This is a genomic window from Candidatus Poriferisodalis sp. (assembly GCF_965208895.1).
In the GTDB taxonomy this organism is placed as follows: domain Bacteria; phylum Actinomycetota; class Acidimicrobiia; order Acidimicrobiales; family Poriferisodalaceae; genus Poriferisodalis.
In genome coordinates this window covers 530,282-542,664 of record NZ_OZ242363.1, presented here as the reverse complement: position 1 = coordinate 542,664, position 12,383 = coordinate 530,282, and the positions used below count along the sequence as shown (strand labels likewise).

The window sequence follows — 12,383 nt, the reverse complement described above, 5'->3', positions numbered from 1 at the left end:
TGGCGCCATCTCGGCGCCCTCTTGTGCGAACCTTGAGCCGTGACGCGTCTCGGGTTCCTGCTGGACAGCGGCGCGTGCATTGGCTGCCACGCGTGCACGGTGGCATGCAAGAGCGAGCATGACGTGCCGCTCGGCGTCAATCGGACGTGGGTCAATTACGTCGAGACTGGCGAGTTTCCCCAGACGCAGCGGCACTTCGCCGTGATGCGCTGCAACCACTGCGACGATGCCCCCTGCATCGAGATCTGCCCGACCGGTGCGCTGTTTCGGGCCTCCAACGGTGTCGTGGACTTCGACGATTCTCGCTGCATCGGCTGCAAGGGCTGCATGAACGCATGCCCGTACGACGCCCTGTACATCTCGCCGGCGACCGGAACTGCGCACAAATGCAACTTTTGCCAGCACCGGCTGGAGGTCGGTTTGGAGCCGTCATGCGTGAGCGTGTGCCCGACGCGAGCCATCACGGTGGTCGATCATGACGACCCCGATGATGCGGCCGCCGTTCGAATCCAGCGCGAGGAGCTGCCGGTGCGGGCGCCCGAGCGTCGCACCCTCCCGAAGGTGCACTACGCGGGCACGGTGCCCGAGGCCTTGGATCCGCTGGCCCGCCCCGTGGCCGACGACGGGCTGATCTGGGCCGATTGGACCGGCAGCGCAGCCTGGCCGGCCACGTCGAGCCCTGCGCCGGCCGCACGCACGGCCTACACGGTGGCCCATGACGAGCCTTGGGGCGCCAAGGTGGCCGGCTACATGGTCACCAAGGGCGTGGCGGCCGGTGTGATGCTGTGGGCTGCCGCTGCTGCGCTGCTTGGCTGGGACGACCGTGCTGCGGTCGCCACTGGTCCAGCCGTGATCGCCCTGGTCGCGCTGGCGGTGACGGGCGTCTTGCTCATCGCAGATCTGAAGCGGCCCGAGCGCTTCTGGTACCTGTTCGCCAAGGGACGGCTTCGCAGCTGGATCACCGCAGGTGCGTGGGTGATCATGGCCGACGCTGCGTTGGTGACGCTGTGGGGCATCGCGGGCCTCTGGGGGGGTTCTGCCTGGTTTGTGGTGCTGATCGGCCCGACAGCGGTGTTCTCTGTGCTGACCGCTGCCTATACCGCGTTGTTGCTGCGCCAGTGCCGGGGACGCGTGATGTGGGCGGACCGCCCCGTTCTTGCGCTCATCGGCCGGCTGGTCGGCGAAGCCGTGCTGGGAGGCGGCGCGGTGTGGGGAGCCTTCCTGGCCGTGAGGGCTAACGCGGCGATCTTCGCCTGGGTCCCGGTGGTCGCTGCGGGAGTCCTGGCATGGCTGTGGCGCCACGACCGGGAATTCCTGCGTGCGGCCCAGGCGGTACCGCTGTCGTGACGGCACCGGAGCAGATGGGAGCGGGCGTGCAGCCTGGAGCAACGGGATTGTCGGCTGCGCCACCGCACGCGCAGTGGCATCACTGGACCGAGCTCGACGCCGCCTCGTGGCCGCAGCGCAAGGAACGCAACTACACGCTGGTGCCCACGACCTGCTTCAACTGCGAAGCGGCGTGCGGCCTGGTCGCCTACATCGACCGCGACACCGATGAAGTCGCTCGTTTCGAAGGGAACCCCGAACACCCTGCATCCCGGGGACGCAATTGCGCTAAGGGTCCCGCCACCATCAACCAGGTTCATGACACCGAGCGCATCTTGTACCCGCTGCGCCGGACGGGCGAGCGCGGCGGGGGCGGATGGGAACGGGTGAGCTGGGACGAGGCGCTGACCGAGATCGCTGCCCGCATCCGAGCGGCCATCGTCGAGGACCGCCGCGACGAGATCATGTACCACGTCGGCCGACCGGGCGAGGACGGGTACACCGAGCGTGTGCTGGTCGCGTGGGGCATCGACGGGCACAACAGCCACACCAACGTCTGCTCCTCCAGCGCCCGGGTGGGCTACGCGACCTGGATGGGGCATGACCGGCCCTCCTCGGACTTCGCAAATGCCGAGGTCATCTTCCTGATCTCGAGCCACCTCGAGGCGGGGCACTACTTCAACCCGCACGCCCAGCGCATCATCGAGGCCCAGCAACGGGGAGCGAAGGTCATCTGTGTCGACCCGAGGCTGTCCAATACCGGCGCCAAGGCCGACCACTGGCTGCCGGCGTGGCCCGGCACCGAACCGGTCCTGCTGCTGAGCCTGACCCACCTCTTGCTCGAAGCCGGTACGTGGGACCGCGCCTTTGTTCATCGCTGGACGAATTGGCAGACCTACCTGGCCCAGACCCGACCTGACCTGCCGCCGACGTTCGAGTCGGTCGAAGTGGCCCTGCGCGACGCGTATGCGGAATACACCCCCGAGCGGGCAGCAGAACTGTGCGGGGTGGACGCGGACGAACTGCGCGAGATCGCGCACGCCATCGGCGGGGCGCACGGCCGTTTCGCATCCCATAACTGGCGTGCCGCGGGGGCTGGCAATCTGGGCGGCTGGCAAACCGCCCGCTGCCTCTTCCTGCTCAATGTGCTCACCGGGTCGGTTGGCACGGTGGGGGGCACGACAGGCGCGGGCTGGCACAAGATGAAGCCGGCGCCGCCGCTGCGTCCGCCGCCGGTCGAGCACTGGAACGAGATGTCGTGGCCGCGTGAGTACCCGCTCAGCCACCACGAGATGTCGATCCTGCTGCCGCATTTCCTGCGAGAAGGCAGGGGCAAACTCGACACGTACTTCACGCGCGTCTACAACCCGGTGTGGACGAACCCTGACGGGTTCAGCTGGCTGGAAGCGCTGAGCGACCCCGAGCGGGTCGGCTGCCACGTTGCACTGACGCCGACGTGGTCGGAGACAGCATGGTTCGCCGACTTCGTGCTGCCGATGGGCGTCGGCTCCGAACGCCACGACCTGGCGTCATTTGAGACCCACGCAGGCCAATGGCTGGGCTTCCGTCAGCCGGTCATGCGCCGGTATGCCGAACTGCGCGGCCGCGAACTCGGCCCCGACACGCGCACTCACGAGTTCAATCCGGGCGAGGTCTGGGAGGAGAACGAGTTCTGGATCGACCTGTCGTGGCGGATCGATCCCGATGGCTCGCTCGGCATCCGCCAGTGGTTCGAGAGCCCGTCGCGGCCCGGCGAGCCCATCAGCATCGACGAGTACTACGAAGCGATCTTCACCGACGAGGTACCGGGCTTGGCCGACGACGCTGCGGCTGCGGGCCAGTCACCGCTCGAGTTCATGCGCGATCGCGGGGCCTACGCCGTGCGAGGCGATCCCTACGGTCACCACGAGCGCGTCGTGCAGCCACCGCAGCTGACCGGCACCGCGCTCGGCGATGACGCGGTCTACCGGCCGGTGCGCGACTCGGTCCGTGGCGCAGCCATGTCACTGCCCCCGCTCGGGGACGGTTCAGTGGCGGTGCAGGTCGCGGGAGCGGCCCGTCAAGGGTTCCCGACGCCGTCGCGCAAGCTCGAGCTGTACTCCACGACGTTGGCCGAGTGGGGCTGGCCCGAGCACGCGACACCTGGCTGGATTCCCAGCCACGTGCACTGGCAGCGGTTGGATCTTGCCGGCGACGAGCGGATTCTGGTGCCGACGTTCCGCATTCCGACACTCATCCACACCAGGTCGGCGAACGCCAAGTGGCTGGCAGAGATCAGCCACCGACATCCCTTGTGGATCCACCCCTCAGATGCCGAAGCGCTCGGCATCGAGATGGGAGGCCTCGTGCGGATCAGCACCCGCATCGGCCATTTCGTCATCTCGGCATGGCGCACCGAGGGCATTCGCCCAGGTGTTGTGGCGGCCTCGCACCACATGGGCCGTTGGCGGCTCGACCCCGCAACCGAGCCTGAGGCTGAGCCGCAAGCGAGAGGCCCTGCTGATGCCGCCCGACCCAGGTCGTGGGCCGGTGGTCCCGCAGAAATACAGCGGGACGGCACAGTGTGGAAGCTCCGGCGCACCGGGTCGATGTCGCCATTCGATTCTGACGATCCCGATTCTGAGCGGGTGTGGTGGAACGACACGGGCGTGCACCAGAACCTGACGTTCTCGGTGCAGCCTGACCCGATTTCGGGCATGCAGTGCTGGCATCAGCGGGTGCGTGTGGGACCCGCCGAACCCGGTGATCGCTATGGGGACGTCGTGGTCGATACCCAGCGCGCCCGGGCCGCGTACGAGGAGTGGCTCGCCATGACACGACCGGCTCCCGGTCCCGGCGGGCTCCGCCGCCCGACGTGGCTGGCGCGCCCGATGAAGCCTCACGCAGACGCCTACCGCCTCGATTCCTGAGCCGGACGCGAGTTCGCCATGGCCTCTGAGCGTCCATCGCTGGGGCTCAACTACTTGGGCGGCTGCGTCGTCTCTTGGGAGTGCCCCGCGTGAACACGTGCGACTGCGGGTCAGACCGAGGGTTCGGCGTATTCCCTGTCCAAGATGGCCAGACCCAGCTTGAGTGCACTCGATGCCGACTCGCTGCTGACCGAGTTGACCATGGCTGATGCGCTATCCCGCAGGACGGCGATTGCGGGAGTGGGGACTTTTCCAAGAGCGGCTGCCAACAACAGTTCCCCCACGATCAGCCGCCGATCGGCCTCTGAGTTGTAGCCATTCAGCAGCTCTTGCACAATCTGGGCGCTCGAGTTGACGTCTCGGCCCCACCAGCATTCCTCGGGCTGCAGCCATCGAATCAGCGAAGCCAGGATGAACGGGTCGTAGTAAGAGCGGAAGATCGACGGGATCTCAAATTGCCGCCATTCGGGCACGGTTCCGGGCGATGCCTGCGTGTGTCGCCGTCGCTGTACCGCGGAACCTACGGCGACCAAGCTCGCAAGACCGGACAGAGACTCGCCGTACCAGCTGCCGGGACGCATTACCACCGGATCGTCTTTGTCCATGGCCCAGAAGATTCCCATGTTCTCCCGGGCGTCGAGCAGGCCCTCGCGCAAGTAGTCCAGTCTCGCGCGGTAATACTCCGACGCTTCGATTTCGGGCCAGTGGCTCAACGAGTTGAGATAGTCCTGTTCATCCTTGATCGGCGATCGGCCATAGGGAAGCAGGCTCTCGTACACCGCCAAGAAGCGACCGCTTCCGAAAGGATTGACAATTGTCTCTCGCTCGCGATGTGACGGTGGCCGCAGGTGCACCGTCAACGCTCCGACTTCTGCGGCGGGCCGGTGGGCTTGCCTTCGGACGTGCTGAATGCACGCGAGGATGCTGTGCAATGACGCGCCGGTCACCACACCGAGCGAGACAATGCAGATTCGTTCACGCTCGACAATCTGGGCACTGATGTCGTCGGGTATGCGTTCAACGTCAGCAGCCACTGAGCACACATCGACTCCGGGCGCGACTGCCTCAAGCACACTGCGGAAGAAGTGCTCTCCGGCCCCTTCGGCTCGCTGGAATTCGCTGGCGATCCCAACGAACAGTTGTGCTTGTGTGAGGAACATGGCGGGGTCGTTCTCGGTGCATCCTCTGAGGTAATCGGACACGGCATCTTGCAGCGGCGAGGATTCTGCACTCGCGTCGGTGCTGTCAGCGGGTCCGTTCGGGCCCACTGTGTTCTCGACGTCTGCGCTGGTCAGCAGCGGATCGAAGTCGACTCGGACGCCCATCGTGAACCTATGGGGCCGAAACGGGGCGCTCGATGGGTGAGGTTCAACGTCGAGCGCGAGCGCGTCAGCGTCGTCGCATATGCGCCAGAAGTCCCGCGACCGTTCGGCGAACCTGATGTCGGGCATGACCAGTTCGGGGTCGGGTAGCACCAAACCGTCGAAGGAACGCGGATCAATCTGAACGACACGCGAGCGCTTGTCCGACTTACACAGCGAGCACGACTCCGCCGATGACTCGTTGCGACGGAAGTCGACGACTTCAGGGCAGAACCAGGTGCATGAGTTCCCGACGAGGTCCCCCAAAGACCCGTCGAAATCGGTGGCACCAGTGCCGAGCTTGTCCACGAACACGTGCATGCGCCAGTGATCGTCGACCATGCTCCGCAGCGCTGTCGCGAGCCGTTGCCTGAGCGTGCCGGTAGAACTCACCGATAACAGCGCCAGTACCGGCGCATTACTTACAGATACCTCGCGGATCGCCTTGGTGAACTCAGGCAGCGTTGCGGGATAGGAATGCAGCGACTGCATTCCACCGATCTGGATTCCGGCTGCAGCGCACTGAGATCGTAGCGCTAGCACAATCGGCACGATGGTCGACGTATCGATCACCACCCCGGTGGCCTCTGCGACGTCACCCAGCAGCCACCACGCAAGCACGTCTGCGTCGCGGATCGTCCTCACAGCATCCGCCAGCCGCACGAAACTGCCGCTGTGGCGCCCGCTCGGCAAGCGGTAGTGGTATTGCTCGGGCTGCCACAGCGCCCGGCCGTTGCCTATCAAGGAGGCAAGTTCGACTTCGCGGTCAGAGGCGGAGCCGGACCGGCGATCGCTATCGACAGCCGACCATCGGATCGAGTGGCTGTCGCCGATGTTTGCGCTGGCTACGCCCGTGGCTGCTGCGACACGCAACTCGCCCAACTGCCTGTCGAGGTCCTCCAGCGCCGCGACCGCTTCGGCATCATCGGGCGCAGATGTGCCCGGCCAACGGACCACGACCGTACCGACGTTGCCGAGGCCTGACGCTGATAACCGACGCAACTGGACGAAGGAATCGGAGATGTGCTGCGGGTCCCGGGTGTCAACATCGACGAATAGCAGGGCTCCCGGCAATGCTGCGGGCGTGCTCTCAAGCACGACTCGCGTGGGTGTCAAGCGGGCGTACATAGCTCGCGTCAAGGTTGTCCTCCCCAGGTTCTGTCTGCGGGCTAATGCAAGGGTCCAGGGCTGCTGAGAGGTGCCTATTCCGATTGCCCGAGCCGTAAGATCACGTGGGCCGTCGTGCCGTGAAAGCCGAGCCGTTGGTCATCACACACCGACAACTTGGGGGCTTCGCCCGCGCCTTGATATTGCGCATGAGCACGAATCGTCTCTGGTTCGCCGCTAGTGCGGACTGAACCTGTAGTCAGATACAGGTCGCCACCGTGCTCTTGTAGGATCTCTGTAATCCTCCTATAACCCTTGCCGCCATTGCGTCCATAGGGCGGCAGCGCTCTCGAAATCAAGCGCCGGATGAGTTCTGCCGGGTCCGGTTGCTCAAGATCCGTGGCCTTAGCCAGCTTGGGTAGCAGGGTGGCGACGATGCCGAACCCAGTATCAGCCGCGATGAAATGCAGCCGGTCAAAGCTATCTCTGCCGCCGCGGGTTGTGTACAGCTGCACGTAGGACCGTTGCAGCAAGCCGTCGCGGGTGTGAACCACCACGTTGCGACTGCAGAATGCGTACGCCAGATTGGACACAAGTTCGTAGGTGATTCGGCCAAGAGTCCGAGTCAGTCGTTGCTGCGCTTGTACGCGACTCTCCAGCTCGTGAGCACTCGAAACCCACTCACGCCTTGATCGCACAAGTTGTGAAATCCATCTGTGGATTTGATTGCCGGTCAACTCGTGGTCCAGATCCTCGGCGCCGGCATACGCGTGCGGGTTCAAGAAAACTACGAACTCGCCGTCAATGAGTACATCCGGTTCGTGTTGGGTCGCAAAGATTCGTTGCCGAAAGTTGGAGTCGAGCGGCGACCAGGTCCGCTCCCAGTCCACAGCGGGCCATGACTCTGTCTGGTGATTCGTATCTATATGTGTCGTGGATGACGGCCTTTGTTTGATGGCAAACGCACAGCCTGTTCGTTCAAGATTTCGACGACCGTTAGGGTTCGAAGGCGGTCTGACAATGAGGTCGACATCCACGAATTCTGTGAGTAATTCATTAGCAATGATCTCAGTCCAGTGAGAATCAAGTCGTTGTTTAGTGCTTTGTGCAAGGCTTCTGAAATCGAGCAGTATCGGCCCAGTAGATTCCGAACTCAACTCCCGAATAGACTCGATCAGCGCATACGCGTCAGAGGCGGATGATAGCTTGTCTATTTTCACAGTCGCGTCGCGATGAGTATCTATTTTGGCAGGTGCTGTATCCATGTATTCGGGAGAACCTCATTTGGCTATATGATTGAACCTCGTTCGCCTGCATCTAGGCGCTTGGACCGGAGACTAGCAGGAATCTTGCATTCGAGAATTGAATTAGCGGCATCTCCCGCGAAGTGTCCGGATGATGCAGTGGAGGAATCTGATAGAGGGTGGCCTTATCGTCCTAGCGCGGTTTGTGTGCCTTGCGGGAGCCGGCTTCCCAATCCTCCATCTCGGGCGCATCGGTGACGGTGCCCAGCACGTTGAGCTGCGGTGCCTCGCGCAGTGATCGCTTCAGTTCGGCGAATCCGGGGAAGCGGGCCAGCTCGATGACCGCGTTCCACAACGGCACCGCTTGCTCGTCCGATGGGACTCGCGAGATCACCGGTCCGAAGAAGGACAATCCGTCGGGCGGCTCGAACGTGATGATCGGTGTGCCCACGTCACGCCCGGTGCGGCTCAGGGCGAGCTCGGTTTCCGCCTCGATTTCGGCATCCCAGGAGTCGTCGTCGACTGCGAGCGCATACTCGGTCGGCAGTCCGGCGGTGGCCAGCGCTCCAGCGGTGTGCTCCGCGGTGCCGATGCGGTCCCGCAAGCCTGATCCCTTCGGCATCTCCCAGTAGTGCTGACCCATCGCGTCGTACAGCGGCCCCATGACGTTGCGGCCGAGATCCGCTCGTACTTTGGCGGCGACCCGCAGCATCCGCAGCCCGGCGGTGTGCCCCCGCTCATATCCGGCCGGGAAGTCTTTGGCATAGTCCCGGTCCTTGTTCAGGACGCGCAGCGAGATGAAGCGCCAGTCCACCGTGTAGCCGGTCTGGGCAACCACCTTTTCGACCCAGCGCGACGTGATCCATGCAAACGGGCACACCGGGTCCCAGAAGAACTCGAGATCGGGTGGTGTGTCAGCATCCGTTCCGGTGTCTGTAGTACTCATGCGCGCATGGCTAGCACATGGGTCCCACAGCCATGAGTGGTCCTGCCGGTGGCGTGCCGGCGCCCGAGATGGTCGAAGTGGCCGACGGAGTCGAGCTCGCACTGCACTGCCTGGGCGGCGATGGGCCGCCGCTGCTGTTCGTGCATGCCACGGGTTTCAACGGCCGAACCTACGGACCGCTGACGAGCCGCCTGACCGAGCACTTCACCGTCTGGGCGCCTGACCTTCGCGCCCACGGCTGGAGTCCGCCGCCCGTTGATCGGGACTTCTTGTGGACGACGCTGGCAGCCGACTTGCTGGGGATCGTCGACCACTTGGGGATCGCCCAGGGGGAGTTGGACTGTGTCGGCCATTCGATCGGCGCGGCGACTCTGCTGCTGGCCGACACGCTGCGGCCCGGCACCATCGGGCGCATGTACGGCTACGAGCCGGTCGTGTGGCGTCTCGAAGATCAATTCGGCCCGGGTGAGAACCCGCTGATCGCTCTCACCACGAAGCGCCGGGAGGAGTTCGCCTCACGGGGCGAAGCCTTCGAGCGATTCGCCTCCCGCCCGCCCTTCGGCGGCGTGCGGGCCGATGCGCTGGCGAGCTATCTCGCAAACGGATTCGAAGACCTGCCCGATGGCTCTGTGCGGCTGCGCTGCCGCGCCGCGGACGAGGCAGCGACCTACGACGGCGAATGGGTTTCGACCACTGCTCGCCTGGAGGGCAGCGCTACTCCGGTGGTCATCGGCAAGGGCCTGGAGATGACCTTTGAGGACATCGGCGTGCCGGCGCACGAGGCTCTGCCCAACTCGAAGCTGATCACGTATCACGGGCTGGGGCACTTCGGGCCCTTCGAGGCGCCCGATGTGATCGCCTCTGACGCGCTGGCGACCGTGCTCGGTCACGAACCCGCAGGCACGCACTCCGAGACGAACTCCACCAAGTAGTCGGCGATCCGCTCGGGCTGGTCGCGATGAGCGACATGGCCGCAGTCGGCCAGCAGGTGGCCCCTGGCATCAGGCGCTGAGCGGACGATTGTGGACACCTGCGCCTCGGTGCCGTACTGGTCGCCCTCGCCCTGAAGCACCAGGACCGGGCAGGCGATGCGCTCGATCAGCGGCCTGATGTCCCAGTCGCGAAACTGCGGGGTCAGCCAGACGTCTCGCCAACGTTCGAATGCGAGGCGCGGGTGGTCGTGGTGACGGGCGAGCCCGGAGATGACCGGCTCGCGCTGGCTGTCGATGGCACGAATGCCATCGATGCAGACGTCCTCGATGAACGAGTGCGGCGCGATCACGGCCACGCCGAGCGGCACGACTGATTCCAGTCCCGCTGCTATCAGCGAGATGGATGCTCCGTCGCTGTGCCCGATGAGCACGGGCGAGCGGACACCGAGTTCGTGGAGCACTGCGGGCAGCACTTCGGTGGCCTCGCGCTCCATGAACCCGTCGCTGTAGGTCTCGGGCACCGGGTCTGAGCGTCCGTAGCCGCTGCGGTCGTAGGCGATGACGTCGAACCCGCATCGGCGCGCCAGCACTTCGGGCAGTTCCCGCCATTGGGTGATGCTGCCGAGGCCCTCGTGCAACATCACGATCACGGGGCTTGCGCGGCCGTGTTGGTGCCCGGTGCCGGTGTCTCCAGGAGAGATCTTGCGGTATGCGATGCCGACGCCGTCGAGCTGCAGGTGACCGTCCACGGTGACCAACTCGTCGATCACGTTGCCATCCGGCGTGGGGGAGATGCCCAACGGTTCCCAGACCACTGGTTCGTCATGCGCACAGTGCCCCGCGGCCAGCCGCTCAGCCCCAGGCGCGTGCAACAGCGCGGGGCAGCTCTTCGATCCATTGGATGAGGTCGTGGCCGCAGACGCGCTCGGTCCAGTCGTGCGGCGATTTTGCGAAGTGCAGCCATGCTGCCCACGCCTCGGTGGCCTGGTGGAAACCGCCCTCGAGAGTGCCGGCACACAGGTGCACGAACGGAGCTTCGGCGGCGTTCCAGTTCATCTGCTCGTTCGGCGGCATGCCGGTGGAATACGCCATGGCGTGACCGAACTTGTCGCGGTGCATGTGACCGACGGCGAGAGCGTGACCGCCGCCGTCGGATGCGCCGAACACGCCGCGCTGGCTGCGGTCGCCCGAGACGCCGAAGGACTGCTCAGCCCAGGCGGCCAGCTCTTCGACGAAGAAGCGCTGGTGGCGGTCGAAACGGTCGTTGTCGAAGCCCGGCAGGTACTCCATGGCCCGTTCATTCCCATAACCGCCCATCGGCGCGGAGTGTGCGGCGACCAGCACGAAGCGGGGCACCGTTTCGTTGGTGATGCCGGCGTCGAGCCGGCGGATGTACGGGCCGATCATGCCGCCGTCAGTGGCATACAGCACTGGCAAGGGCTCTGCGTGGGAGTGCTGAGGCGGCAGGTACACCGTCACCTTGCGCTTCGAGCGAAGTGACGTGCTGTCGACGGTGTGCTCCCGGATTTCCCCGCGCAGCTCGTCGTCGGGGTGCGAGGGCAATTCGGCGGGTGCCTCGGGCCCGCGGAACCGGTGCGGCACCGGGCCGCGCTGGCCGCCCAGCAGGCTCCCGGCGTCGTCGAGCGGCCAGAAGCCATAGCCGATCACGGCTTCGGGGAGGCGTTCGATGCGCACGCTGAGCGCCCACAGGTCGCTGTGAGCCCCGTCGCTGGCCCCGTCACTGCTGTCGCCGCCGACCCGCCACATCGGCAGCTCGATGACCGGTCCGGGCAGCACGCCGGCGGCATCGCTGCGGCAGGCGAAGGTGAGCTCGTCGCCGTCATCCCAGCAGCCGGCAGGGTCCGCCTCGAGCCGCTCTTCGAGGAATGCAGGGCTCGGATCGCGCCAGACGCGGCATAGGCGTTGACCCGGCGGAAGCCCGCCTTCTTCGGCGCGCTCGCGAGCGAGCTCACGGTTGCGACGGTCGATCTCGGTGCGGCGCTGCGCCAATGTCGGCAGGCCAATGCGGGCGCGGGCCTCGTCGTCGACGCTGCCGTCGACGGGTGCCAGCGCCAAGTCGCCCAGGTGCGTGGTGACGACGGTCCCGAATTGCTGGGGCCTGCCACTCAGCAGGCTCATCTTGTCGGCGCATTCGGCGAAGACGGCACCGGCGCCCGGCACGCCCTCGCGGTGAGCGCGCGCAGCCAGCTCGCCAGCGATGGAGAACATCTGCGGGCCGCCGTGAACGCTGAGCGCTCGAGCCGCTCGCAGTGCATTCGCTCCCTGGGCCTGCTGCAGTTCCGGCGTGCGCGCCAGCAACTGGACCAGCATCGGAATTTCGGCAGGCTCCGCCATCTCGATCCGGGCCAGCAGGTCGCCGACACCGTCCGCCGCCGAGTCGCCCCCGGCCGTACCCGGGTTCTCCGTGCCCTCGCCGTCCATGCCGCCCTCCGACCGAGCCCATGCGTCGGGGATCCGTTTGGCCCCTGGCCGCGCTGCGAGGCTACTGTCGGCGCCGGAACCGCTGCCGGGGCCCTGGCGCCACTGCGGCGGTGTGA

8 protein-coding genes are annotated in these 12,383 nt (G+C 65.6%); 3 read left to right on the top strand and 5 right to left on the bottom strand.

Translation table 11 applies throughout. The features are described from left to right. Positions 1–39: 39 nt before the first annotated feature. The gene (locus ACOGJB_RS02545) at positions 40–1,347 is read left to right on the top strand and encodes a 4Fe-4S dicluster domain-containing protein (protein ID WP_419839261.1); all 1,308 of its coding nucleotides are present in this window, start codon (positions 40–42) and stop codon (positions 1,345–1,347) included. Positions 1,348–1,373: 26 nt separating this feature from the next. Continuing rightward, a complete protein-coding gene (locus tag ACOGJB_RS02540) occupies positions 1,374–4,235 on the top strand; it encodes a molybdopterin-dependent oxidoreductase (protein WP_419839260.1) in 2,862 nt (953 codons plus the stop codon). Between the two features lie 110 nt (positions 4,236–4,345). Here ACOGJB_RS02540 and ACOGJB_RS02535 read toward each other — a convergent pair whose 3' ends face one another. The 3 genes from ACOGJB_RS02535 to ACOGJB_RS02525 form a co-directional block, all read right to left on the bottom strand. Continuing rightward, complete coding sequence (locus ACOGJB_RS02535) at positions 4,346–6,694, bottom strand: hypothetical protein (RefSeq protein WP_419839259.1); 2,349 nt, start codon at positions 6,692–6,694, stop codon at positions 4,346–4,348. Between the two features lie 104 nt (positions 6,695–6,798). After that, the gene (locus tag ACOGJB_RS02530) at positions 6,799–7,968 is read right to left on the bottom strand and encodes a hypothetical protein (RefSeq protein ID WP_419839258.1); all 1,170 of its coding nucleotides are present in this window, start codon (positions 7,966–7,968) and stop codon (positions 6,799–6,801) included. Positions 7,969–8,140: 172 nt separating this feature from the next. After that, complete coding sequence (locus ACOGJB_RS02525) at positions 8,141–8,893, bottom strand: hypothetical protein (RefSeq protein ID WP_419839257.1); 753 nt, start codon at positions 8,891–8,893, stop codon at positions 8,141–8,143. Positions 8,894–8,925: 32 nt separating this feature from the next. On the opposite strand from ACOGJB_RS02525, the gene ACOGJB_RS02520 reads away from it, so the two are divergent. Further along, positions 8,926–9,825, top strand: a complete 900-nt coding sequence (locus tag ACOGJB_RS02520; protein ID WP_419839256.1) for an alpha/beta fold hydrolase — start codon at positions 8,926–8,928, stop codon at positions 9,823–9,825. Here the strand turns inward: ACOGJB_RS02520 and ACOGJB_RS02515 are convergent. Then, positions 9,780–10,640 carry an alpha/beta fold hydrolase gene (locus ACOGJB_RS02515; RefSeq protein WP_419839255.1) on the bottom strand — a complete coding sequence of 287 codons (861 nt, stop codon included), beginning with the start codon at positions 10,638–10,640 and terminating at the stop codon, positions 9,780–9,782. The two genes, ACOGJB_RS02520 and ACOGJB_RS02515, sit on opposite strands and share 46 nt — an antisense overlap. A gap of 37 nt (positions 10,641–10,677) precedes the next feature. Beyond that, complete coding sequence (locus ACOGJB_RS02510) at positions 10,678–12,267, bottom strand: alpha/beta hydrolase (RefSeq protein WP_419839254.1); 1,590 nt, start codon at positions 12,265–12,267, stop codon at positions 10,678–10,680. Positions 12,268–12,383 lie beyond the last annotated feature (116 nt).